This is a genomic window from Rhizobium sp. NZLR1 (assembly GCF_017357385.1).
Classification (GTDB): domain Bacteria; phylum Pseudomonadota; class Alphaproteobacteria; order Rhizobiales; family Rhizobiaceae; genus Rhizobium.
In genome coordinates, this window is sequence record NZ_CP071632.1 from 3,395,227 (window position 1) to 3,419,348 (window position 24,122).

21 protein-coding genes, 1 tRNA gene and 4 pseudogenes are annotated in these 24,122 nt (G+C 59.1%); 10 read left to right on the top strand and 16 right to left on the bottom strand.

The window, feature by feature from the left end; genetic code table 11:
• Positions 1-174: 174 nt before the first annotated feature.
• Positions 175-1,395 (bottom strand): ROK family protein, encoded by a 1,221-nt coding sequence (locus J3O30_RS16880; RefSeq protein WP_207581409.1) that lies wholly within the window; start codon positions 1,393-1,395, stop codon positions 175-177.
• A gap of 228 nt (positions 1,396-1,623) precedes the next feature.
• Here J3O30_RS16880 and xylF point away from each other — a divergent pair, with 228 nt between their 5' ends.
• The 4 genes from xylF to J3O30_RS16900 all read left to right on the top strand — a co-directional run bounded on the left by xylF (position 1,624) and on the right by J3O30_RS16900 (position 5,315).
• Positions 1,624-2,664, top strand: a complete 1,041-nt coding sequence (gene xylF, locus J3O30_RS16885; RefSeq protein ID WP_207581410.1) for a D-xylose ABC transporter substrate-binding protein — start codon at positions 1,624-1,626, stop codon at positions 2,662-2,664.
• Positions 2,665-2,924: 260 nt separating this feature from the next.
• Entirely contained in the window at positions 2,925-4,238 is a 1,314-nt protein-coding gene (locus J3O30_RS16890) for a sugar ABC transporter permease (protein WP_207581411.1), read from the top strand.
• Between the two features lie 14 nt (positions 4,239-4,252).
• On the top strand, positions 4,253-5,035 hold the full coding sequence (locus J3O30_RS16895; RefSeq protein ID WP_007630865.1) for an ATP-binding cassette domain-containing protein: 783 nt from the start codon (positions 4,253-4,255) through the stop codon (positions 5,033-5,035).
• Positions 5,036-5,238: 203 nt separating this feature from the next.
• Positions 5,239-5,315, top strand: a tRNA-Arg gene (locus J3O30_RS16900).
• Positions 5,316-5,923: 608 nt separating this feature from the next.
• Here J3O30_RS16900 and J3O30_RS16910 read toward each other — a convergent pair.
• The 3 genes from J3O30_RS16910 to J3O30_RS16920 form a co-directional block, all read right to left on the bottom strand.
• On the bottom strand, positions 5,924-6,460 hold the full coding sequence (locus J3O30_RS16910) for an AAA family ATPase (protein WP_207584352.1): 537 nt from the start codon (positions 6,458-6,460) through the stop codon (positions 5,924-5,926).
• 195 nt (positions 6,461-6,655) lie between these two features.
• The gene (locus J3O30_RS16915) at positions 6,656-7,552 is read right to left on the bottom strand and encodes an abortive infection family protein (protein ID WP_207581413.1); all 897 of its coding nucleotides are present in this window, start codon (positions 7,550-7,552) and stop codon (positions 6,656-6,658) included.
• Positions 7,549-8,199: a hypothetical protein gene (locus tag J3O30_RS16920; protein ID WP_207581414.1), complete on the bottom strand. Its 651-nt coding sequence runs from the start codon at positions 8,197-8,199 to the stop codon at positions 7,549-7,551. The genes J3O30_RS16915 and J3O30_RS16920 overlap by 4 nt, the downstream gene beginning before the upstream one ends.
• A 129-nt stretch (positions 8,200-8,328) precedes the next feature.
• Here J3O30_RS16920 and J3O30_RS33195 point away from each other — a divergent pair.
• A pseudogene (locus J3O30_RS33195) lies at positions 8,329-8,454 on the top strand (CopG family transcriptional regulator); the annotation flags it as partial.
• 45 nt (positions 8,455-8,499) lie between these two features.
• Here the strand turns inward: J3O30_RS33195 and J3O30_RS33745 are convergent.
• The 3 genes from J3O30_RS33745 to J3O30_RS16930 all read right to left on the bottom strand — a co-directional run bounded on the left by J3O30_RS33745 (position 8,500) and on the right by J3O30_RS16930 (position 10,606).
• Positions 8,500-8,886 carry a DUF3800 domain-containing protein gene (locus J3O30_RS33745; RefSeq protein ID WP_348651595.1) on the bottom strand — a complete coding sequence of 129 codons (387 nt, stop codon included), beginning with the start codon at positions 8,884-8,886 and terminating at the stop codon, positions 8,500-8,502.
• 146 nt (positions 8,887-9,032) lie between these two features.
• On the bottom strand, positions 9,033-10,151 hold the full coding sequence (locus tag J3O30_RS16925) for an IS5 family transposase (RefSeq protein WP_141335696.1): 1,119 nt from the start codon (positions 10,149-10,151) through the stop codon (positions 9,033-9,035).
• A gap of 65 nt (positions 10,152-10,216) precedes the next feature.
• Positions 10,217-10,606 carry a hypothetical protein gene (locus J3O30_RS16930; RefSeq protein WP_207581415.1) on the bottom strand — a complete coding sequence of 130 codons (390 nt, stop codon included), beginning with the start codon at positions 10,604-10,606 and terminating at the stop codon, positions 10,217-10,219.
• Positions 10,607-10,724: 118 nt separating this feature from the next.
• On the opposite strand from J3O30_RS16930, the pseudogene J3O30_RS16935 reads away from it, so the two are divergent.
• A pseudogene (locus J3O30_RS16935) lies at positions 10,725-10,874 on the top strand (thermonuclease family protein); the annotation flags it as partial.
• A 39-nt stretch (positions 10,875-10,913) separates the two neighbouring features.
• On the opposite strand, the gene J3O30_RS16940 reads toward J3O30_RS16935, so the two are convergent.
• Both J3O30_RS16940 and J3O30_RS33200 read right to left on the bottom strand, forming a co-directional pair.
• Positions 10,914-11,366: a hypothetical protein gene (locus J3O30_RS16940; RefSeq protein ID WP_246762681.1), complete on the bottom strand. Its 453-nt coding sequence runs from the start codon at positions 11,364-11,366 to the stop codon at positions 10,914-10,916.
• Between the two features lie 251 nt (positions 11,367-11,617).
• Positions 11,618-11,767: pseudogene (locus tag J3O30_RS33200) on the bottom strand (DUF1515 domain-containing protein); the annotation flags it as partial.
• Between the two features lie 114 nt (positions 11,768-11,881).
• Between J3O30_RS33200 and J3O30_RS16945 the strand changes: the two are divergent.
• Positions 11,882-13,735: an adenylate/guanylate cyclase domain-containing protein gene (locus J3O30_RS16945; RefSeq protein WP_207581417.1), complete on the top strand. Its 1,854-nt coding sequence runs from the start codon at positions 11,882-11,884 to the stop codon at positions 13,733-13,735.
• 158 nt (positions 13,736-13,893) lie between these two features.
• Here J3O30_RS16945 and J3O30_RS33205 read toward each other — a convergent pair.
• Positions 13,894-14,129, bottom strand: a pseudogene (locus J3O30_RS33205) (hypothetical protein); the annotation flags it as partial.
• A gap of 124 nt (positions 14,130-14,253) precedes the next feature.
• Here J3O30_RS33205 and J3O30_RS16950 point away from each other — a divergent pair.
• Positions 14,254-15,627, top strand: coding sequence for a DUF882 domain-containing protein (locus tag J3O30_RS16950; RefSeq protein ID WP_207581418.1), 1,374 nt, complete (start codon positions 14,254-14,256; stop codon positions 15,625-15,627).
• 201 nt (positions 15,628-15,828) lie between these two features.
• On the opposite strand, the gene J3O30_RS16955 is transcribed toward J3O30_RS16950, so the two are convergent.
• Complete coding sequence (locus J3O30_RS16955; protein WP_207581419.1) at positions 15,829-16,767, bottom strand: sialate O-acetylesterase; 939 nt, start codon at positions 16,765-16,767, stop codon at positions 15,829-15,831.
• 410 nt (positions 16,768-17,177) lie between these two features.
• Between J3O30_RS16955 and J3O30_RS16960 the strand changes: the two genes are divergently transcribed.
• Entirely contained in the window at positions 17,178-18,986 is a 1,809-nt protein-coding gene (locus tag J3O30_RS16960) for an acyltransferase (RefSeq protein WP_246762682.1), read from the top strand.
• Positions 18,987-19,503: 517 nt separating this feature from the next.
• The gene (locus tag J3O30_RS16965; RefSeq protein ID WP_207581420.1) at positions 19,504-19,827 is read left to right on the top strand and encodes a hypothetical protein; all 324 of its coding nucleotides are present in this window, start codon (positions 19,504-19,506) and stop codon (positions 19,825-19,827) included.
• A gap of 42 nt (positions 19,828-19,869) precedes the next feature.
• Here J3O30_RS16965 and J3O30_RS16970 read toward each other — a convergent pair whose 3' ends face one another.
• Genes J3O30_RS16970 through J3O30_RS16990 form a run of 5 tightly spaced genes read right to left on the bottom strand, consistent with a single transcriptional unit; the run spans position 19,870 to position 24,116 of the window.
• Positions 19,870-20,565 carry a NapC/NirT family cytochrome c gene (locus tag J3O30_RS16970; protein ID WP_281438265.1) on the bottom strand — a complete coding sequence of 232 codons (696 nt, stop codon included), beginning with the start codon at positions 20,563-20,565 and terminating at the stop codon, positions 19,870-19,872.
• 8 nt (positions 20,566-20,573) lie between these two features.
• The gene (locus tag J3O30_RS16975; protein ID WP_207581421.1) at positions 20,574-21,077 is read right to left on the bottom strand and encodes a nitrate reductase cytochrome c-type subunit; all 504 of its coding nucleotides are present in this window, start codon (positions 21,075-21,077) and stop codon (positions 20,574-20,576) included.
• Complete coding sequence (gene napA / locus J3O30_RS16980) at positions 21,044-23,551, bottom strand: periplasmic nitrate reductase subunit alpha (protein ID WP_207581422.1); 2,508 nt, start codon at positions 23,549-23,551, stop codon at positions 21,044-21,046. The genes J3O30_RS16975 and napA overlap by 34 nt, the downstream gene beginning before the upstream one ends.
• Complete coding sequence (locus J3O30_RS16985; protein WP_207581423.1) at positions 23,552-23,809, bottom strand: chaperone NapD; 258 nt, start codon at positions 23,807-23,809, stop codon at positions 23,552-23,554.
• Positions 23,802-24,116, bottom strand: a complete 315-nt coding sequence (locus J3O30_RS16990) for a 4Fe-4S dicluster domain-containing protein (RefSeq protein ID WP_207581424.1) — start codon at positions 24,114-24,116, stop codon at positions 23,802-23,804. Before J3O30_RS16990 ends, J3O30_RS16985 begins: the two co-directional genes overlap by 8 nt.
• Positions 24,117-24,122: the final 6 nt, after the last annotated feature.

Consider the following 24,122-nt stretch of genomic DNA (forward strand, 5'->3'; position numbering starts at 1 on the left):
CAGCGTGCGGGTGCGGTGAGGTTGGGTGGGGTGACCTCCGCAGCAGAACAGCGATGGATGGCCAGATACGAATGCAGCGGCGCTCCTGCCAGTCCGCGCCTCCTGCCGTTCCCTCTCCTCAACCTCCGTCATTCCAATCCACGGCCGCAGCCGAAGCGCCAGCAGGATCTCTCACTAATCTCCACCCTGTCCCCCCGAAATTACAATATCCTGGTCGATCACCGACAGTGCCCGGTTGAGATGGCCTTCGAAGACGAGGATCTGCTCATCGGCGACCACCCGGATTTCCGGCATGCCCTCCATGCGCACGATATGCGACTGGCCGAGACCCTCTTCGATCCCCTGGCGCAGAAGGTCGTAATAGCGCGTACCGGGGCCGGTGATGGCGATGGGCATGCGCTCGGTCAGGCTAAGCATGCGCGACAGGCCGTTGCCGAGCGCTAGGCCCGCCTGGCGGAAGGCGAAGGCGGGGATGCGGTGGCCTTGGCGGGCCTTGGCGGCGATTTTGTCGAGTTCGGCGACGGGCACGAATTTTGCGGGAATGGTATCGAGCGGCACTTCGAAGGCGCCGCGCAGGATGGCGTAGAAGCCGGCATAGGCCTCGATGCAGCCGCGTGTGCCGCAACGGCAGAGGCCGCCACCCGCCATGTGCAGCATGTGCCCGAAATTGGGCGCCGAGATCTCCTGTGTCTGGTTGCCGCGCCGGACGATGCCGAGCCCGACGCTGTGGCCGAGCGAGAGGGCGGCGAGCGAGCGGAAATCGGCGCCCTTGACGATCTCCTCGCGCGCGCCGAGGGCGGCGGCGACCAGCAGCGTCTCGTTGTCGAGGATCACCTTGGCCTGCCATTCCGGCCGCAGCGCTGATTCGAAATCGATCTGCTCGCTGCCGAAGATCGGCGACCAGACGAGCACCGGCTCTGTGGAATTGACCAGCCCCTTGCTGCTGATCGAGATCAACAGCACTTTTTCCTGTGTGATCCTCGAACGATCGAGAATTCGCAACAGCCCGGCGCGCACCGCCTGAACGAAGCGGGCCGCGCCCGAGGGATCATGCGAGCGTTCCTCGCTGAAACGATCGATCAGCTTGCCCGCATAATCGACAAGCGAATATTGCACCGCATCCGATGAGATGATGACGACGATGAGATAGCCGCAATCGCGCCGCTGGCGCAAAAGCACGCGCGGCCGGCCGCGGCCGCTGGCTGCCTGCTGCTCGGATTTTTCGATAATCTGGGCGCGTTCCAGATCGGCGGTGATCGCCGAGATGGTGGCCGAGGAAAGTCCGGTGGAATCGGCTATTTCTGTATGGGCGAGCGCGCCGTGGCGACGCAGCACGGACAGCACGAGCACGCTGTTTCTCTGCCGGACCAGCTCCGTGCTCGACTTGGTCAGCATGAATGCCGCCCTCTCCCCCTGCTAGTTCCGCCCGCGGTTCTCACTGCATCTCCGGCCGCCGTTCCGCAAGGGAAATTAAGCCGGCAGTGCAGTGTTGACAGTTGAAAAAATCTCTGACACTAAATTTCTCGACTGTCGAGAAAATAATCCGAATTTTTCTGGACAGCTTTTCGCGGTGGCCGGAGGAAGCATGGGCTGGGCCGGTCGCAACTCACTCGGGAGGATATTATGAAGTCTATTTTGAAGCTGATGGCCGGGGCGGCCATTCTCGTTTCCGTGCATACCGTTGCCATGGCTGCCGATCTCGTCGTCGGCGTTTCCTGGTCGAATTTCCAGGAAGAGCGCTGGAAGACCGACGAAGCCGCGATCAAGAAGGCTCTCGAAGCCAAGGGCGCCAAGTACATTTCCGCTGACGCGCAGTCCTCAGCCGCAAAGCAGCTGACTGACGTCGAATCGCTGATCTCGCAGGGCGCCAACGCGCTGATCATTCTCGCCCAGGATTCCGACGCCATCGGCCCGGCGATCGAAAAGGCCGCTGCTGAAGGCATCCCGGTTGTCGGCTATGACCGTCTGATCGAAAACCCGGCTGCCTTCTACATCACCTTCGACAACAAGGAAGTCGGCCGCCTGCAGGCCCAGGGCGTCTTCAAGGCCAAGCCGGAAGGCAATTACGTCTTCATCAAGGGCTCGTCTTCCGACCCGAATGCCGACTTCCTGTTCTCGGGCCAGCAGGAAGTGCTGAAGGCCGCGATCGACGCCGGCAAGATCAAGAATGTCGGCGAAGCCTATACCGACGGCTGGCTGCCTGAGAATGCTCAGCGCAACATGGAGCAGTTCCTGACCGCCAACAACAACAAGGTTGACGCCGTTGTTGCTTCGAACGACGGCACCGCCGGCGGCGCGATCGCAGCTCTCGACGCCCAGGGCCTTGCCGGCTCCGTTCCGGTTTCCGGCCAGGACGGCGACAAGGCAGCGCTGAACCGCATCGCTCTCGGCACGCAGACGGTTTCCGTCTGGAAGGACAGCCGCGAACTCGGCACCCGCGCTGCCGAAATCGCTCTCGACCTCGCCGGCGGCAAGGACATGAGCAAGATCGACGGCGCCCAGACCTTCAAGGGCGGCCCGAAGGGCGTGGAAATGCACTCTGTCTTCCTGAAGCCGCAGGCAATCACCAAGGAAAACCTCAACGTCGTCATCGACGCCGGCTGGATTTCCAAGGCTGAAGCCTGCCAGGGCGTCAAGGCCGGCGCTGTCGCTGCCTGCAAGTAAGCACGCTTCGAACGAAATGCCGGCGCCGCAGCGGAGACACCGTTGCGGCGCCGGATGCGGATGAGAGCTCCAACCACGAAGTTTTCTCCGCCCGCCGCACCATCGCGGACTTGCATTCCCTGCCGGAAGGGTGTCGCGACGCCACGCCACGGTTTCCGGAAGCATCGCGATGGTCAGTTGAAGAACAGACGAATGACGCCGCCAACAGTTTCGGGCACGCCGGCGCACCCGTCCAAACATAATGGGGGAACGGCAAACCCATGGCCGAAATGGTAAAATCAACGACATCGAGCGGACCGCGAACGGCGGAAGCCAGTCCGGTGACCCGCTTCTTCCGTGCCACCGAGATCGACACCCGTCTGCTCGGCATGATCGGCGCGCTCATCATCATCTGGATCGGCTTCCACATCATCACCGGCGGCCTGTTTCTGACCCCGCGCAATCTCTGGAACCTCTCGGTCCAGACGACCGACATCGCCGTGATGACGACGGGCATGGTGCTGATCATCGTCACCCGCAACATCGACCTGTCGGTCGGTTCCGTGCTCGGCCTCTGCGGCATGATCATGGGCGTGACCCAGGCCAAGATCCTGCCGGAATATATCGGCTTCGACAGCCCCTTCACCTGGGCGATCACGCTTCTGGTCGGTCTCATCGCCGGCGGCCTGATCGGCACCTTCCAGGGCATGATCATCGCCTTCCTGAACGTTCCCTCCTTCATCGTCACCCTCGGCGGCCTGCTCGTCTGGCGCGGCGCGACCTGGCTTGTGACCAGCGGCCAGACGGTTGCGCCGATGGACCAGACCTTCCGCATCATGGGCGGCGGCGCAGAGGGCTCGATCGGCGCCACCTGGAGCTGGATCGTCGGCATCGCCGCCTGCCTCTTCGTCGTGGCCAGCATTATCGGCTCGCGCCGGCAGCGCCGCCGCTTCGGCTTTCCGCGCCGGCCGATATGGGCTGAATATTTCCTCGCCACCCTCAGCTGCGTGCTGATCCTCGGCGCCGTCTCTATCGCCAACAGCTATTACTGGCCGATCAACATCGCCAAGAAATATGCCGAGGCCAACAATATTCCCTGGCCCGAAACCGGCCTGGATATTCCCTACGGCATCGCCGTGCCGGTGCTGATCGCCATCGTCGTCGGCATCATCATGACCTTCATCGCCACACGGCTGCGCTTCGGCCGCTATGTCTTTGCGATCGGCGGCAACCCCGAGGCGGCGGAGCTCGCCGGCATCAAGACCCGCTGGGTGACCGTGCGCATCTTCGCGCTGATGGGCATTTTGGCGGCAATCGCAGCCGCGATTTCCACCGCCCGCCTCAACGCCGCAACCAACTCGCAGGGCACGCTCGACGAGCTTTACACCATCGCCGCCGCCGTTATCGGCGGGACGTCGCTGGCGGGCGGCACCGGCACGATTGCCGGCGCCATGCTCGGCGCGCTCGTCATGCAATCGCTGCAATCCGGCATGGTTCTCGCGCATGTCGACACACCGCTGCAGAGCGTCGTCGTCGGCACCGTCCTCGTCGTGGCGGTCTGGCTCGACACCGTCTATCGCTCCCGTGCCAAGTGAGAGGAGCCCTAAACATGGCTGATCAACGCACTCCCCTCGTGGAACTGAAAAACATCTCGATCTCCTTCGGCGGCATCCATGCCGTGGACAATGCCTCGGTCGATCTCTACCCCGGCGAAGTCGTGGCCCTTCTCGGCCACAACGGCGCCGGCAAATCGACGCTGATCAAGATCCTCTCCGGCGCCTACAAGCGCGACAGCGGCGATATCCTGATCAACGGCGAGCCGGCCGATATCCGCAATCCGCGCGATGCCAAGAAATACGGCATCGAGACGATCTACCAGACGCTTGCCGTCGCCGACAATGTCGACGCCGCTGCCAACCTCTATCTCGGCCGCGAGCTGAAAACCCGCTGGGGCACACTCGACGACGTGGCGATGGAAGCCTCGGCGCGCGAGGTGATGGGGCGGCTCAACCCCAACTTCAAGCGCTTCAAGGAGCCGGTGAAGGCGCTTTCGGGCGGCCAGCGGCAATCGGTGGCGATCGCCCGCGCCATCCTCTTCAACGCCCGCATCCTGATCATGGACGAGCCGACGGCAGCGCTCGGTCCCCAGGAAACGGCGCAGGTGGGCGAGCTGATCAAGCAGTTGAAGAAGGAAGGCATCGGCATCTTCCTCATCAGCCACGACATCCACGACGTCTTCGACCTCGCCGACCGCGTCTCGGTGATGAAGAACGGCCAGCTCGTCGGCCACGCCCGCACCGAGGATGTGACCAAGGATGAAGTGCTGGGGATGATCATCCTCGGCAAGGTGCCGCCGAAAGCCATCCCCGGCCCCGGCGCCATGCAGATCTGAGCGCCGCAGGCGCCCCGCTAACGACAATCGAACTCCGCCGCCCGCAAGGCCGGCGGAGTTTTTCGTTCAATCCGAAGGCTGACGAATAAAAACACGTGCCAAACCGCAAGCATCGGTATTTCTGAGAAATTCGCGATTGAAGCCGGCCGCAAGCTAGGCTAAGAACCACCCATCGGACAGGCGATTCAAACCGCCTTCGGCATGCACCCGTAGCTCAGCTGGATAGAGTGTTGGATTCCGATTCCAAAGGTCACAGGTTCGAATCCTGTCGGGTGCGCCATTTTCTCTTTCTCTTGGCATCAGCGTGCACCAGCTTGGCAACAACGTGCACTCCGCTTGCCAACAGCATGCACCGCACCCCGAATAATGCAGTTGAATCAACGGATGTACGGTATCTGTGCCATTCTGTAGTTCCGCTTTCGCGTAGGCTCCGTCTCCTGCCTCGATCACGTGCAAGCGGCACCTTTTTGCCTGTGGAGAGACGCGCAAGTGCGGTTACGTATCGGCGATCGATTTTACTCATTCAATGCGTCCGAATGGCGGCAAACATATCGCAGCGGAATGGAGGTCTTTGCTTGCGGCGAGCCCGACTTGCGCCGAATGCAAGCGGCCGTGGGGTGATTCCCAAGCGGCCAGATCCCCGTTACAAATACACGTGGACGAAGGGGCATAAGCTACCGGTCTATCACGGCGGGACGGACGATATCTCAAACATTCAAGCTGAATGCTATGAGTGCAATTTCGAAAAGAACGCCGGTGCATTAAAGCCCAGCCCATAACTGAAATGTGGAATACTTTCTGTCGCGAACTCCCATTCTTCGAGTGGGTTTTGCGACAAGGAGGTAGAGGAACGTTAGTGCTGGCGGTTGTCGTGTCGGTGCCGTGCTTCTATGCCATCAATCGAAATTTGCCGCCCTCTACGGCCTCGATCACCATGCTGAGCGTGTCGTGGCGGGCTTGTCCATCAGTAGATAGAACATGCTTCTCAAGCTCCTCTAGCGATGAGAACTGTTTATAAAGCGCAGTGATCGGTTCCGGGTCGGTCAACGTATCGCCACCACGTTCCTGGCAGCGAAGTATGGCCACGTCCAACGGCGGCCGCAAAACAACGTAGTGGAGGGGCGCGGTAATTGCCTTGAACGATTGCAGAAACCAAGGACCGATTATACCGTCCACAACGACAAAATAGCCGCCCTTTGCGTAGCCTTCGGCAACACCTGCGAGCACATCCATGACCACGGCGTTCTGTTCGTGCGCCTCGGGCAAATAGGGCGGGAGGGCACCGTTTTTGATGAAGTGCCAGAAGTCGTCAGAATGAAGATGAACCTTGGGCGAGCCGGGTTCTTCGGCAAGGGCCAGCGCCGTGGTGGTCTTCCCCGAACCGGGCGGTCCCGTAAGAATGAGTATTTCGCCTGCATTTTTCATAATCTGGTTTCTAATATCTAGTGTCGCAAATTCCCGATTAAAGCGACAGTTTTGCGACCTTGCAAAAACTGGCGTTCCGCTACAGATGAGTGCGTAGAATTCTTCACCAAGGCCGACGTTGAAGACATCCTCAAAACCTTCGTCATGAACCTCTTCCACGGCGGCTACGCGGCGCACGCTTGGCCCGATGACCGCTCATGCCTCCTCGCTGTGTTGCGGCAGGTGGCGATGCTGTTTGCTCTCCCAGGTCTCGATCAGAAATAGGGCGATCGAGCTTGCGGAATTGAGCGCCAGACGTGCGATGCGAGGATCGATGCGGCGGAAGCCTTTCTCACGTCCATGGGCGTCGCCAGCATGGGTGCGCAGCGCACCGATGCCTTTGGTGACTGACGTAAGGCCGCCCAGCACCTGGCGGACATCTTGCTCGATCTCCGGAGGCAGATCGGTGCGGCCGGGCGAGAGGCTCAATGGTTCCTGCACGGCTTTGAGCAATCCGTCGATGTCGCGCTTTGGCGGCAGCGGCAATCCAAGTTCAATCAGGATCGAGCGACATACTGCCTCGACAAGCGAGCATGCTGCTGTGACCGCGTCTTCCGGGTCGGCGCTGATACTCGGGAGCGCTCGAGCGATTTCGATCTGCACGGTGTCAAAATCCAGCTTTTCGACCTTGCTGATGAATGGCTCGACGATAAGGCCAGCGCCGGGGCGCTCCACCAAGTGTGCCGCACCACTGACAATGGTGACGGCTAGACCATCGGCTTCCAGTGCGGCGTTGACGTGCTGTCTGACCGCAACAGCCTTCTCAGGCGCGGAGAGATACTCGCGTGGATCACACACACGCAGGATAACCCGCTTCATTGCGTCACCGTCGTCCCATTGGCTGACGAGGTCACGTAGAAATTGGATCGTCGCAGGGACGCGTGAACTATTCCCGATGCGCATGTCGAGACTGCAGTCGAGAAACAATGCCTCGATCTTGGGGCCGCTCCGGTATATCCCGATCGGTTTGGTGACATCGCGCCCCTGCCCAGCGCCACCGGTTATGACGTCTGCAAGCGCCTTTACCACAAACGGAGAGAAGCGCCCGCTCATGCCGCCGACACCACTCGTCGATCAAGGGCAAGACCGCCGATCCACTCGGCCCAGCATTTCACGAAGTGCAAGAAGGCTTCCTCGGTCGTGATCACCACCCTGTAGGTCTCAGCTTGGTCGCGTTGTTCCGGACTTTCCTCGTAACGCGAGAGGAAAGCCATATACATCATCTGATTTCCAGCGATCTCTTGGCCATCCTTGTCGAGATAGATGATGTTGCCATGCGCTAGGGCGTTGCGGAGCACACGCAGCACCTCGCTGGCTTTACGTGTCTGGATCGTGTTCGCCTCCTCCGAGCGTGGATCGCAGCCGCCTGGATCCTGCCACCTATGCACCGTATCGACGTTGCTCATGATACGGGACTGTCGCCATTCTTGATCGTTCGGCGCTTTCCGCCAAAATGGCGCTTCCAGAAATTCCGCCCCCTCTAGGGCCTTCAGGTGTTTCACTAGGTCGCCATCGCGTTCGACATCGTGCAGAAAGTGACTGGTGCGCATGCGCTCAAACGGGATCGTAAGGACCGCGGACGCTGCCAAAAGGCCAAATGACCCTAGCAGACTATGTTCCCGCGCGGATGCCTCGAGCATTTCGATGAGCTCGAGCGCTCGGCGTGGATATTCGATAGCAAATCGATCTGGTACCCCCATGCCTCCCCTCCCCATGGATCATTAACCGGCGGCATATTTCGCAGCGAAAACTGGTTTGGCAATCGATATCCGCTCGGAACGACATCGACATCGCTATTTCGACGCCTGATATCCAAAAAAACCTTGTATTTGCCGGGCGAGCTCGGCAAGACGCGCAACCACATGGTCAGGTTTATCGTCCGGGATTGGATGAAGAGGAACACCTATCTGCCGGTGCACCAACTGGATGAAGATGGCGATGTTGATGGATCTGCAGGAAACACGGTATCCATTGTTACCTCGCGGCCTGGCGGGGAAGCCCTATGGAGGCAGAATTATTACCTCTCTACCTGACTGCCTCCTCGCCATTCGAGCAAGGGTCGGCAAAAATTGCTCTTCAGTGAACTCTATGTCCAGCGTGACTCGAGGTGATCGGCGAATGCTTGGCTTGGCAAATTCCTCGAAATCATGACGCAATATTCGCTGTGGAGCGCCCCGGTCGCTCCATTCACGAACCCACCAGGCCCAAAAGTCAGCGGCCTGCAATGGGGCCACCTTCTTATCATTTTCGAATATCGGGGTATCGGCGTAACGATCGCGAATGTCCTCCGGACGATGAAAAATGTATTCATTCCATAGGCGCTCAACGGACTTCCGATCGAACGTGTCATCCATATGAAATTGAACGACCTCGTCTAACGGTATCAACTTTTCCAGTTGCGGCCGCTCTAGCAGGCTGCTGAAATTCGCTCTGCGTTGGCGCAGTTGCTTGCTGTGGGTCTGATTTTTTTACAGACTGGCTGTCGTGCGGTGGGATTTTGGCCGATTGAGGCGGGTTTTCTGGCCATATCGGCTTATTGATCTCCCTCAAGACACACTTCGCCCGTCGATCCGATCAATTTGGGAAGGCGGATGATGTTGTACGCGACAAGGGCGAAGGTGAAGGCGGCCTTCACCTTGTCCAGTCCGCGCAGCTTGAGCTGCGCCAGCCCGGCCGTCGTCTTGACCCAGCCGAAGACTTCCTCGATCCGCTTGCGGCAGCGCAGGCTGATCGCATAGCCGGCACTTTGCGCCACCTCTGGCGGCACCGCCGTCTTGCGCACCTTGCCCGTCTTGCTCACCGTCCCATTGATCGCCACATGCGGCACGATCTTGCGAGCCTTCAACTCCTCGACGAAGGCTTCCGCGTCGTAGCCCTTGTCGGCGCCCAGCGTCGCCCCTTCGCCAAGGCCCTCGCTCAGTGCGCTCGCCGCATCCCGCTCGCCCGTGCCGGTCGCATGCGTCACCGCGCCGTCGACCACAAGCCCGTTGCGGTTCTCCATCAGTGCGTGCCCCAGATAGGCTAAGCGGCTCTCCTGGCCATTGCCCTTGCGGTACAGACGCGCATCCGGGTCCGTCGTCGAGGCATGCGTCTTGTTCGAGCGCTTCTCCTTGCGAAAGTTGCGCTCGCCGTTGCGGCCATCCTCCGGCGGCTCATCCGAACCGTCCTTGGCCCGGAAGCTCTTCATCGAGGCAAACGCCTTCAGCATCGTGCCGTCGACCGAAAAATGCTCCGCACTCAACAGCCGCTTGACCGCAGGCTGCGAAAGCAACGCCGACAGGAAACCCTGGGCAACCTCCGTCGTCAGCAGCCGGTCCCGGTTCTTCGAAAACGACGAGGCATCCCAGACCGCATCGTCGATGCCAAGCCCGACGAACCAGCGGAACAGCAGGTCGAACTCCAGCCGTTCCATCAGTTGACGCTCCGAGCGGATCGAATAGAGCATCTGCAGCAGCACCGCCCGCAGCATCCGCTCCGGCGCAATCGACGGCCGACCGGTGTTGGCATACAGCGCTGCAAACGATCCATCCAACGCCACAAACGAGGTGTTCACAAGTTCGCGCATCGCCCGAAGCGGATGCCGGGCCGGAACCCGTGCCTCAAGGTCGACATACGAAAACAGCGACCCCGTCCGATCATCCCCGCCGCGCATCCAAATTCCCTCGAAATCACTTGCAAGATGGAATCATGTGTCCAGCCCAAAAGCCAGTGGGTTTTTCAGCAGACTGCTAGGTGGAATTTATCCATTAGGCACCGAAAAGCGATCCAATAATAGTTGGCAAGATCCCATTCGATCGCCGCACCAGGGATGTAAATTCGTCTTATTGCGCGATCAAACTCAGATCGATTGAAGCGTGCAGACATGAAAACGGGCACATATTTGCTTATCACCGAATAGAAAAACCCTACTTCTTCTAATCTGTGGGTCATTTCCGTCATATGGAAATATCTATGTCTAGCCGCATCGATCCGGCCGAAGCGCTCTGTGAACAAACGCCATTCTTCAGAGAATTCTATCCAGTCTGTATCAGTAGCGATGCAGCCGCCGATGACGTAAGCATCGCGGTCCGGAGTATAGCTCTCATCAATATAGGCATGCCAAGACAAGCTCTCTCCTATCAATCGAAAACCACCGCACTATCCCGCTCTTCCCGCAGCCCTCGTAAGATGACCTCACCGAGTTTCCAAATCATCGATACCGACTGGCGGAGCAAGAGTGGAATGGCGGGTCAGCGGCGCGGTGGACAGGACACAAACGCATCGGCCGCTCGTCAATATCTATCGGGCCAACGGTGAAGAGGTCGGCAAGACGCTGCTTCGGGAAGGCTTCGCGCGCACCTGGAGCCCGAGACATCGGAATGACTGGTGCGACTGATAGCTCCGAGGACACCACCAACTGCAAAACCACCAGGCATCAACCGCCGGCACTGTTTTTCGCATCTGGTTCGTCGGCATTTGGGAGGCCAGCTGTCCTAAACAGCGCCCAAATTCCTAAAATCAGTCCGGCCAGTGCAGGAACGCCCAAGACAACTCCAAAATAAATTTCCACTGGAAGGTCATGAATTCCAATAAATAGTTCCTGCGCAGCACACTTATCAGCCATGTACCCTTTGAAATGTTGACATTTTCCGGCGTCAGCGAACAAAAAGATAAGACCGTCAATAACAAACAGGACACTCAGGCAGATGCCCATGCCGCGAAACACTTTCACGCGACGCCTGAAAGACAATTCCGGTTTCGTTTTTTGAACGGACCACAGTAGCTTGCCGAGCAGGAAGCACGCAACCGTTCCGAGAAATTGGGCTATGATCAGGGCGAGTGTTTGGTCGATGACGGGCCTCACGATTTGGGCAGTGAGTGCTGCCATGAATGCCACCAGCCCCAGTATTGAAACTACTGACGCCCACGTAACCCCGTCGCGTGTTACAACTGCACGGTAAAGACCATAAGACGCCCAGACAGTCATGGCTATGGGAATGGGGCCGATGGGCCAAGGAAACGAGAGATCAACCATGCCCTGACTATGCCTGATCACATGCTTTATTCAACCTCAAAGTGCGTTAGGGACAAGCAAGACCGGACGTCCGTCGTAGCGGTTGGTTGGACCGGGTGAAGCGTCTAGTTGATCTTCAGCCAGTGCCTCAACGCTGATACAGCCCCGTCACTGGCATAGGCCACGATACCGCCGACAGTCGGGCCGGCGAAGGTGATCAGCCCTGAGATCCCGACCCCGAGAGCTTTCATCCTGTTCCTCTCATCCAAAGCCGGCGGCGCGGCTGGCACTACCGGTGGAATGCTGATGCATGTTTATTAGACATTCGTGAACTACGCGGCAAAGTGATGTATAGTGGCTAGGGAGAATTCATGTCGGGGAACTAAGACATGGAGCGGAGATTATCTGCAATTCTGGCCGCCGACGTAGTCGGCTACTCCGCACTTATGGAACAGGATGAAGCCGGCACATTTGACCGTCTTCGAGCGCGACGCAGCGAGCTATTTGAACCCGAGATTGCGCGGCATCATGGGCGCATCTTCAAGCTCATGGGCGACGGCCTCCTCGCGGAGTTCGGCAGCGTGGTCGACGCCGTCGAATGTGCAGTGTCTCTGCAGCGCGGAATGACCGAGCGCAACGCCGCTGTTCCTGAGGAGGACAGGTTCAACGTCCGCATCGGCATCAACATCGGCGAAGTGATCGTCGACGGTGACGACCGCTATGGCGAAGGCGTGAACGTCGCGGCGAGGCTGGAGCAACTCGCGCCACCAGGCGGGATCTGCGTTTCTGGCAAGGTGGCGAAGGAGGTCGAGAACAAGCTCGCATTTACCTTCGACTCCGTTGGACGGCAGAAGGTCAAGAACATCGAAGAGCTTGTCGATGTCTACCAAGTGCGCATCGACGCCGCGCCACGCCGACGCATTCGGCACAAGCGCCGGATCGACAGACGATGGTGGGCCATTGGAGTCCCGGCAGCAATCGCGGCCGTAGTGGCCGCATGGATGGCGTTACAGTATCCGCTGACACTGACCTCTCCTACAGGTTCCGGTGCGATGCCATCAGTTGCCGTACTACCCTTCAAGGATCTAAGTGCGGACAAGAGCCTGGGGTACATGGGAGAAGGGCTGGCGAACGACGTCATCGCCATCCTCTCGCGCTTTTCTGACATTGCGGTCGTCTCGCGAACGTCGTCGTTTGCATACGAGGACAAGCAAGGCGACATCCGTCAGATCGGCAAGGAACTGGGCGTCGGCTATGTCGTCGAGGGCAGCGTGCGCAAGGAAGGCGATAGAGTGCGCATCGTTGCACAGCTCATCAACAGCAAAACGGGGGACAATGTCTGGGCAGACCGCTTCGACAAGGCCGGAACCGACCCATGGGCGCTTCAGGATGAGTTGACCGGCAAGATCGTGGGGGCGATGACGGGCGAATTCGGAGCCATTCGCAAAGCGGACTACAGTCAGGCCTGGGGTAAGGATAGCACGAACCTGGCTGAATACGACTACTACTTGCGCGCGGAAAGCCAATTGAACCTTTACACCAAGGAAGGTCTCGAGCGATCCGGTGAGATCTCGCGACAGGGGCTGCAGGTCTTCCCCGGCTCCCCCCTTCTGACTGTGGAGTTGGGGTGGTCCCATTGGTTGAACGCTGCGCTACTCTACAGTTCTGACCCGCAGGAAGATCTTCGGGAAGCGGAGCGACTGGTCAATCAGGCCCTCGCAGACAAGAACCCAAGCCCGCAAGTGGCGAGATTGGCATACTGGCTCAATGCTTGGCTCCTGACCCTCAAACGAGACCATGATGGCGCTGTTGCGGCAATGAACAAGGCCATCGCTGCGGCACCCTATAATGCATTCACCCTTACGGATGCAGGAAGTATCTTTCTACAAGCCGGTCAACCCGAAAAGGCGCTAGAGCTGACCGACGCTGCAGCCGCGCGGGACCCCGGGCTATCTTGGTTTTTTAATTATGTTCGAGGTTTTATCTATATCGTACTTGGCAAAAACGAAGACGCAGTCGAGGTGCTGAAGACCACGGAATTCGCCGACGCACGATTGCAACTAGCCATCGCCTATATGCGGCTGGGACGCGAGGCAGACGCCCGAGCTGCCGTCGAGAAGATGCTCAAGTCGGCTCCCACTGCGACGATCCAGTCGTGGCGGCAGACGTGGAACTTCCGAGATCCTTCCATTCTCGATCAAGCCGCGGCAGACCTTGCGCGGGCCGGCCTTCCGCCGCAATAGCCTATCGACGCTCGCTCCAGAAGTCAGCCTCGTTGGGGAACTTCTCGGCGATCTGCGTTTCTTAGAAAGGCCGGATTTTTCGAAGAAAAGCTAGTGGACTTGGACTTCTTGGCGCGGGAATGCGTCATGGGCCGAGGCGTTCCTGCGGTGGAAGTCATCGCCTTCACCTTGAGCGCGTCTATGTGGCGATCCGGTACGAAGATGTCCTGCGGTTGCGGCGGCTTCGCCCGGTCGCGAGAGTGCAGACTACCCGGCGAGCCGTGCGCGAACTCGTCTCCCCTGCCCTCGGCGGCTTGAAATCCATGTTGCGGTCCGCCAAGCCTGACAAGTCGCCCGACAGGTCGAAGAGCTGCTGCGCCACGAGATGGACGACGTCGCCCTCGCGCTGGATCTTGCATCCTCAATTCGCCGAGCTCCGCACTCGCTTGTTAGGAATTTGTTGACCATAAGCTGGCTTTACTGAGCGTGATGGATGCGGAGGTTCCCGCCCATCGTCGAGCGTTTGGTGTAGGACGGGTTTGTTCGTGTTGAAGTATCCACTGCAAGGATTGTCGGCCGGAGCCTTGGGCGGAATTGCCGCGCTCCTGTCGCGTGCGGAACGCTTCGCAGCGCAGACCATTCTGCCGGCTCTGTTTGCGCTCCCTGCCCTTGTCGGTTCTGCATCCTTTGCCTCGGCGGAAGATCGCGCCCTGAAGCTGTTCTTTACCCATACGGGCGAGAAGGCGACGATTACCTACAAGCGGGACGGAAAGTTCGATCCCAAAGGCCTTGCCCAGATCAATCGGTTTCTGCGCGACTGGCGGAGGAACGAGCCGACCCGGATGGATCCCCGGCTGCTCGACCTGGTCTGGGAGGTGTACAAGCGCAGCGGCGGCAAGGATTACATCCACATCGTCTCCGCCTATCGATCTCCCACGACCAACAACATGCTGCGCAACCGCTCGCGCAGCACGGGTGTCGCCAAGAAGAGCCAGCACATGCTGGGCAAGGCGATGGATTTCTACGTTCCCGGCGTGAAGCTTGCGACGCTGCGGGCACTTGCCATGCAAATGCAGGTCGGCGGCGTCGGATATTATCCGACCTCGGGATCGCCCTTCGTGCATCTCGACGTCGGCAATGTCAGGGCCTGGCCCCGCATGTCGCGACAGGAACTGGCGCGAATATTCCCGAATGGGCAGACGATGCATCTTCCGGCCGATGGCCGGCCGCTGCCGGGATACAATCAGGCGGTTGCGAACCACAGGAAGCGCGGCCCCACCGCGATCCAGATTGCCAGCACCGCTGGAGAAGACGAAGACGCGGGAGCGCCGAGCACGCCTGGCGGCGACAGCACAGACGGCAAACTCGTGACGGCGCTTCTGCCGGCGCCGAAAAGCCGAGCATTGAATGCGCTCGCGCAGCAGACCGGCGCGGCCGGGCGGGATGACAAAGGCTCCGCCGGGGATGTTTCATCCTTGCCGATTCCGATCCCGGCGATGCGCCCGCCCGCCCTTGCGCACGACGCCGGCACGGACGACACACTACAGACTGCATCGATCGGCCCGATTGATGCCCTTCCGGAGAGACAGACGCCTGGTTTGCCGGCCCACGCCCGCTTCCATCGCCGCATCGTTGCTCAGACGACCTCCAGGCCGGGCGCTGATATGATCGCCTCCCTGCCGATGACCGCCTCCTGGGAAGAGGCAGATTTCCTCGGATCGACCTCCGAAGCGGCGCTGATGAAATGGGCGCTGCATTCTCCCGGCGAGGCGATGGGATTGAGCGCGCCTCGTCTTTCCCCCCGCACGGTTCATCGTGAGGCTGGTGTCGCGACATCCGATGAGGATGCCATCCCGGTCGCCGCCAAAGGCCCGTTCGAGGCCAGCCGGTTTGCGTCGCCGCCGGAGGGCTGACCTCGATCATCAGGGCTTGATGCGACGGCAATCGCGGCCGAGATCCGCAAGCCGGTCCTCGGCTTCCTTTCAGTCATAGCGTGTCTGGTGGCGGATACATGGCGCGCTGGACGACGTCACCTTCGCCACCGTCCACTCCGTCAGAGAGCGACGGAGCCGAGGCCGAAGCGTGCGAAGGTGCGAAAACCGGTTCAGCGATGACTATCCCGAGCTTTCCAGCCGGCTATCGCCGCGCAGAAGGCTCAGCCAGGCCCGCGACACTTTCTCCGCGCCTGTGCCTCCGATATGGCAATCGTCGTAGCGGTCATCCCCATCGAGTAATGCGTCAGAATTTACGCCTTCTCGGATACCGTGGCCGCTTTTTGACAGGGCCAGTTGCGCCCGTACGATCGCATTGTCTGGAATATGCTCCTTGAAGCCGCCATTGCTCGGTTCGAGGCATTTCGATGCGATCGAAATGTAAACTGGTGCTTCGACGCCGTGCTGACGCAATGTGTCAACCATCGACATGAAATGATCCCGATAGGCCTCCGCGGTGGTGCCGATAACGAGGTCCTTCTCTCCCTGGACCCAGAGGACGCCCGTTATCCGATAACCGGAATCCTGAAGCTGTTTCATTGTATCGACCAGCACAGGATTGAGGTCACCGCCGGTCGCCCAGCGCGCGACCTCAGATCCGGAATATGCGAGAGGCGCGAGGATGACGCTGTCATACTGTCCCGATGCAATCAAATAATTGCCAAGCAACGTCCAGTACTCTCCCTTGGTATCGGTCGATCCAAGAAGTGGCGACGCCGCGATGAAGCACCGTTTGTCAAAGGCGTTGACAACGCGAGCGCCATAATTTGACCGGTGCCGTTGTCCTCCGTCGTTGGCCGCGTTCGATTGGCCAAGAATGAGTAAGACAGCCGTTCGAGCAGTTTGAGTCGGGCAGGTCACAGGCGATTTCGATTCATCCCCGATGAGTCGTTCCTTGTCGTCGAAACTATATCGGCTTGGGGCCGCTGCCTTCTCGCCGCCAACCATTTTTCTCAGCGCGGAAAGTTGTGGCCAAGGAAAGATCTCATGTCTCGCGCTCATGCCGCCGAGAAAGTACATGGCAATCAAGACGGCCCCGCCGACTGCTAGCGTTTTACGCATGGCGTCACCTTTAATCATCACCCGATGACATGGCCTATTGGACCAATCGAGGCTGCTGCAGCCACGAAGGTTCCTTTACACCAGCCACATCGGCTTGCTCGGGCATGATCTTTAGAAAGAGTTCGTCGTGAAGATCGAGCCCTGTCGCTGGTTTCAACTATAGACCGGACCGGTGATTACAATCATCCGGTTGGGTGAGAGATCGTGCCTGCTCGTAATCCCGTTGCTCGTCCACGGAAGGCGATCCCAGATTCGGCCGGCGAGGACGACGTGGGAGCGGAGCACGGGCTCCTCCTTTTCGCTGACCGGATCATTTGGATCGACGGGCGCAGGATCTCTGTGTTAGGGAGCCCAAAAGCGCCGCTCTTGCGCGCGGCCAAGTGACGCTCTCGATATCGAAGGCAGGCGCATTGAAGGCTTACAGACCAGAGATCGATGGCTTGAGGGCCATCTCGGTGATAGGCGTTATTCTTTATCACGCCGAGTTCACGGTTGCCGGCCACACGCTGCTTCAGGGTGGGTACATTGGCGTCGATGTATTTTTCGTGATCAGCGGCTTCCTGATTTCGCAAATCTTGTTGACGGAAATCGAAGCAACGGGGCGTATCGATTTCCTTAGATTCTACGCTCGGCGCGCGCGAAGAATTCTGCCTGCGTTGTTCGCAGTCATTTTCGCGACAATACCCGTAGCCTATTATCTTTTATTACCAACGGAACTCATAGATTACGCGAACTCCATAGGTTCGTCGCTCCTCTTTGGATCGAATATCTATTTTTATTTCACCGCGGCTCAGTACGGGGAGCCGAACGCACTTCTCAAGCCTTTTCTGCACACCTGGTCGTTGAGCGTCGAAGAGCAGTTTTATATCGGCTTTCCGGTCATATTGCTGATCGTGCGCCGATACTTGAAATCCAAGTTTTTGCCATGCGTGCTGGTCGTGGCAGCCCTCAGCTTTGTCTGGTGTGTGATAACCGTACGGCATGATCAGCAACAGGCCTTCTACTCGCCGCTCACCCGGGCCTGGGAACTGCTAGCCGGAACACTTCTCGCCTATTACGAGGTGCGGCGTGGACGGCCTCGCCCCCAGCCGTTGCTCGCGGCGGCCGGGCTTGTCCTCGTTCTTGGTTCACTGATCCTGTTTAAAAAGAACACGGTTCATCCTGGCCTGCTCACTATGATCCCCGTCATTGGGACCTGTCTGGTGCTCGCATTCGCCAGCCGTGAGAACGCAATCGGGCGCCTGTTGGCGTCTCGGCCTGCGGCGCTCACCGGAATAGTCTCCTACTCCTTGTATTTGTGGCATTATCCGGTCTTCGCCTTCTGGCGGTCGACAAGCCTGAATTTCGACAACAGCGACAAGTTTCTCGCCATCGCTGCGACGGTCCTGGTCGCCGTCGCCAGCTTTGTCGTCATCGAAAAGCCCCTTCGCCACACCAGGAGAAGCCGCGCTCTCTGGATCACCCTCAGCTCATCCGTTGTCACCATCACGGCTGCTGTCCTGTCAGCAATCACTATGGCCGGTTTTCCTCACAGATTGGATGAAGTCTATTCACCTCTCGCGCAGGCGAACGAGGCGCAGCTCGAAAGCACTTTTCTAGGCTTGAACGACAACATTCAAGCTGGAAAGCCCATTATCTTCATCATTGGGGACTCGCACGCCAGAAACTGGTCAATCGCGCTGAAAAATTACATCGATACCGACCGATATCAAGTCGTGGCACTCAGCTATTTAAACTGCATGGTGGAGATCAAGAACGATAGTGTGAAGGCCCCCTCACGCGCCAGCATTTACGATAAATACTGCATTCCCTTTGAAAAATATATCAACGACAAATCATTGCTCAGCCGAACGAAAGCGATCTTCCTCACGAGCCTTCGGCCTTTTGAGTACTCCGTCAACCCCTTCCGGTTCGAACTTCTTTCCTGGATGAAAAGCCACTCGGCTGACGCGCGCATTTTCGTTTTCGGAAATTATTTTCAGCTCGACGAATTGCACTCGTGCCTGGGGCTGATGTTTCAGAGAAAATCCGATGCCTCCATATGCCTGCGGGAAGCGGCCTATCCGCCGGCCAACCAGCCTTTAGCGCAACTGCCATTTTTCCCATCCGATCTTGCGTTCACCTACGTCGATATCGTCAAGCTTCACTGCGATTACGACAAGGAGAAATGCCTCACGAGCAGCAGGGGGTTCCGTTCATCACAGACTGGAACCATATGACAGCAGAATTTCTGACGACCTTGATCGGCGACATTCTGGAAAAGCGAACCGCCGATCTACGGAGCGACGGTCTCCTCGATTTCCTGGTACCGCCGCACGCCGGGCAATCCGAACGAACGGCAAGTTCTCAGCCGAACGCTGGTCCCACGCCTTCCGCTTCTCCATCAAATTAAGCGGCCAGACGCCGGAGACGGTGAACCTGGTGTTCATGTCCGGACTTTCGGCATACCCCCCATCGTCTCGATGAGTTGGTTCTCATCACGCATCGCAAAAATTCTAGCGCAGCCATATTATCGAACGGCTCGATCCACTTGCGCCACCGCCGCCAGAGCATTTCCGTTTTCTCCGCCTGGCAGCCTACGGGGCGACATCATCTCGTTGCCGCTGGACCCGCGTTAGCACCATGTTAGCGCGCACCATCTACTGTGGTGACAACAAGGGAAATTGATTATCCATTGCAACCGGGGCAAGTAGAGTAGCAACGAGCCCTGAGACGCCGACGGCTGACGGAGGATAGATGAAACTGGTTCTAGGCAGCTCGATAGTGTCGTGTGCCATGCTGCTATCCAGCGTATCGGGATTCGCCGCCTCTGGCGGATGGCAGTCGGATGGTCAAGGCACGAGATACTGGCACGTCACTCCACCGCCCGGACAATGCAACGTAAGCCAGGCAAAAAACCTGGCGCTCCGGGCCGGCATCTATCGCAGCGAGATTATACAGCAGGATGACAATGTCATCGTGCTCAGAGGTCTGGATCAATCGGGCGACCGGCGGGTGATCGGCTTCGGCAACATCAGGGGATGCCCTGAGTTGGATGGCTATGAGGATGCGCATCCCTGAGGGCATGGTCAGCGCGTCCAGCGCCACCTTCAGACGCCTCATTCAGAACTGCTGCGTATGGATTTCGGCCATAGCGCGCCTGAGGTCGTCGATGGGGTCGCCGACCGACGTCTGCGTTCCTTCAAGCTCCTTTGGCATCTTCCAGCCGGGATCAATTCCCTGCATGTTGGGCAGCTCGTGCGCAATGCCCTTATGGCAGTCGATGCAGGTCGCCTTCCCCGGAAGCAGATATTGCGTGTGGATCGCCGCGGCTCTCGGCGTCTGTTTCTGCAGGTCCATTGCGACTGCCGAATGGCAATTGCGGCATTCGAGGCTGTCATTGGCCTTCATCCGGGCCCACTCGTTCTGCGCCAGGCTGAGACGGTGCTCAAGAAACTCCGGCCGGGTGTCGATGGTGCCGAAGATTTTGCCCCACACTTCCTTCGAAGCCTGCATCTTGCGAGCAATCTTGTCCGTCCAGTCATGAGGAACATGGCAATCCGGACAACTGGCGCGCACGCCCGAGCGGTTGGAAAAATGGATTGTCCGGGTCAGCTCCTCATACGGATTGTCTTTCATCTCGTGGCACGACACGCAGAAATTCTCCGTGTTGGTCAGCTCCAGAGCGGTGTTGAATGCGCCCCAGAACATGACGCCGCCAATAAAGCCGCCGAGCGTCAGGACGCCCAATCCGATCGTCGCGGCCGGCGTCGTCAAGACTGACCATGCCCACAGAATGAGGCGCTTCACCCAAGCGATCATCGTCGTCACTCGCTTCCCGCAGGCTTGAAACCAAGTTCGCTCATATCCTTGAACATGCTTGGCACCAGCGGTTTGATATCAGCCTGGGGAACATGGCAGGCCGTGCAGAAATAGCGCCGGGGCGAGACATCAGCGATCATCTGGCCGTCCCGCGTCATGTAGTGGGTCACGCTGATCATCGGAGCGCCGGAGTCCTGGGTGAACTCCCGCTTGTGACAGGAGAGGCACCGGTTCGCGTTGACCGAAAGCTCATAGCCCTCGATCGAATGCGGGATAATAGGCGGCTGGTCGGGATAGGCGCGCATCTGGCGGCGGTCATCGACCACCCATCTCGGGAGGACGGCGGCAGGCTCGGACTGCATGGCATCAGGCGGTCCCTGAAGCTGGGGGACATTCTGGGTGACGACCTGGGCGATTGATGCCGTCGTGACGAACACCAGCAAACCCGCTGCAATGGCTGTCCATTCGGGTCGCCTCAACCGACGACGGGGAGAATCTTGACCGCGCATTTCTTGAAATCCGTCTGTTTCGAGATGGGATCGGTGGCGTCGAGCGTGACCTTGTTGATCAATTGGCTGGCGTCGAACCACGGGACGAAGATGACGCCGGATGGCATCCGGTTCCTGCCGCGGGTGTCGATCCGGGTGCGGATTTCACCACGCCGCGAGACGATGCGGACTTCGGCCCCCTGGTTGATGCCGCGTTTTCGCGCGTCGTCTGCGTTCATGAAACAGCGCGCGCCGGGAAACGCCTTGTAGAGCTCGGGAACCCGCATTGTCATCGAACCGGAATGCCAATGTTCGAGGACCCGTCCCGTCACCAGCCAGACGTCGAACTCGTCGTCGGGCGATTCTGCGGGAGGCTCGTAGGGCGCCGCCAGGATGACGGCCTTACCATCCGCCTGGCCGTAGAAATTCAAACCCTCGCCGGATTTCACATAAGGATCGTATCCTTCGCGGTATCGCCACTTGGTCTCCTGCCCATTGACCACGGGCCAGCGCAGTCCTCGAACCTCGTGATAGACGTCGTAGGGCGCCAGATCGTGGCCATGTCCCCGTCCGAATGCGGCGTACTCTTCGAAAAGCCCCTTTTGGACATAGAAGCCGAAGGCCTTTGCCTCGTTATTGTCGTAGTCGGCGCTGATTTCCTCGACAGGGTACCGGTCAACCTCGCCGTTGCGAAACAACACGTCGAATAGCGTCTTGCCGCGAAAAGTCGGATTGGCGTCCAGCAGTTCCGCCGGCCAGACCTCGTCGGTGGTGAAGCGCTTGGAGAACTCCATCATCTGCCAGAGGTCGGAGCGAGCCTCGCCGGAAGCCTGCACAAGCTGGTGCCACACATGCGTCCGGCGTTCGGCGTTGCCGTAAGCGCCTTCCTTTTCCACCCACATGGCGGCGGGCAAAATGAGGTCGGCACTCATCGCGGTAATCGTCGGATAGGCGTCCGAGACGACGATGAAGTTTTCAGGGTTGCGATAGCCGTTGTAAGTCTCGTTGGCTGTATTCGGCGCAGCCTGAACGTTGTTGTTGACCTGCACCCAGTAGAAATTCAGCTTGCCATCCTTCAGCATCCGGTCCTGCTGTACGGCGTGGTAACCCGGTTTCTCGGGAATGAGGCCGTGAGGGACCCGCCAGATCTCCTCGGCGTGTTTGCGATGCTCGGGATTGGTCACGACCATGTCGGCAGGCAGGCGATGGGCGAAAGTTCCGACCTCACGCGCCGTACCGCAAGCGGAAGGCTGACCGGTCAGGGAAAACGGACTGTTGCCCGGCTCGGAGATCTTGCCCGTGAGAAGATGGAGGTTGTAGACCATCTGATTGGCCCAGACGCCTCTGACGTGCTGGTTGAAACCCATGGTCCAGAGCGACATGACTTTCCGGGCGGGATCGGCATAAAGCTCGGCCAACTGCTCGAGAAACTCCGGATCGACGCCGGTCATCGCAGCCGTCTTCTTCAGCGTGTAGTCCGAGACGAAGTCCTTGAAAGCCTCGAAATTCATCGGCTCGGTCTTGCCCGGATCGGCCGAGTTTGCTGCCTTGACCTCGATCGGATCATCGGGGCGCAGGCCGTAGCCGATATCGGTCGCGGCGCGGGCAAATTTGGTATGCTTCTGGACGAATGCCTCGTTGACCCGCCCGGTTTGAATGATGTGGTTGGCAATGTAGTTCAGGATCACCAGGTCCGTGCCGGGCTTGAAGACGATGGGTATGTCGGCCAGATCCATGCTGCGATGGGTGAAGGTGGACAACACCGCGACCCGGACATGCGGTTGGCCGAGGCGACGATCGGCGACACGCGTCCACAAGATCGGATGCATCTCCGCCATGTTGGAACCCCAAAGCACGAAGGCGTCGGCATTCTCGAAATCGTCGTAGCATCCCATCGGCTCGTCCATGCCGAAGGTTCGCATGAAGGCGACGGCGGCAGACGCCATGCAATGGCGGGCGTTTGGATCGAGATTGTTCGACCGGAAGCCGGCGCGCATCAGTTTCGTCGCGGCGTATCCCTCGAAGATCGTCCACTGGCCGGAGCCGAACATGCCGATGGCGGTCGGCCCCTTTTCCTTCAGTACGCGTTTGCACTGCGCGGCCATCACGTCGAAGGCCTCATCCCAGCTCACCGGCTCGAACTCGCCTTCCTTGGCGTAGACGCCGTTCTGCTTGCGAAGCAGAGGCGTCTTCAACCGGTCCTGGCCGTACATGATCTTCGAAAGAAAGTAGCCCTTGATGCAGTTCAGGCCCCGGTTCACTTCTGCCTGCATGTCGCCGTGGGTGGCGACGACCTGGCCCTGCTTGACCCCAACCATGACGCCACAGCCGGTCCCACAAAACCTGCAGGGCGCTTTCGACCACTTTATCTCAAGCGCGTCGATGCCTCCAGGCACCTGCTGCGCGGCGGCGGGAAGCGCAATGCCCGCGGTCGCCGCGGCTATCGCTGCTGCGTGCGCCTTCAGGATGTCACGACGGGTCAGTTCACCGGTCATCTACGCCCCCTCCGTTTCGACATGTTCGAAAACCATATTCGCGGAGATGACCCCATCGAACAGCGATATGCGCGACAGGCATTCGCCCATCATGCCTGTGCTTGTCCCTTCGATGACGATGACAATCTTGCCGCCGCCATGGCCGTGGACTTCAACGTTTTTCATCATCGCAAGCTGGCCGAGAACGCTAAGAGTCGCGGTAGGCAGCGTCGCGACGACCGCGCTCGATATGTGATAGAGCGATGGAGTTTCAGGCATTGCGACCCTCCAGTTCATTTGTGCGGGTCGCGATTGCGCCGACAGGACAGACCACAAGGCAGGCGTCGCATCCGGTGCAGAGTTTTTCGTCGATTTCGGGAAAAAACGGCCCGCCGATCCGCGGCCGGAATCGAATTGCGTTGTCGGGACAGTTTTCGTCGCACGACCGGCAGGCGACGCCCCGCTTGGACAGGCAGGCTTCCGTCACCATGGCCGTATGAGGCACTGATGTTGACGCGTCCGCTTCGGATGCCGGGTCGGGACAGCCAAGGAACAGTTGTCGGCGCGAAAGCGCTTTTGTCTGCATGGAGCG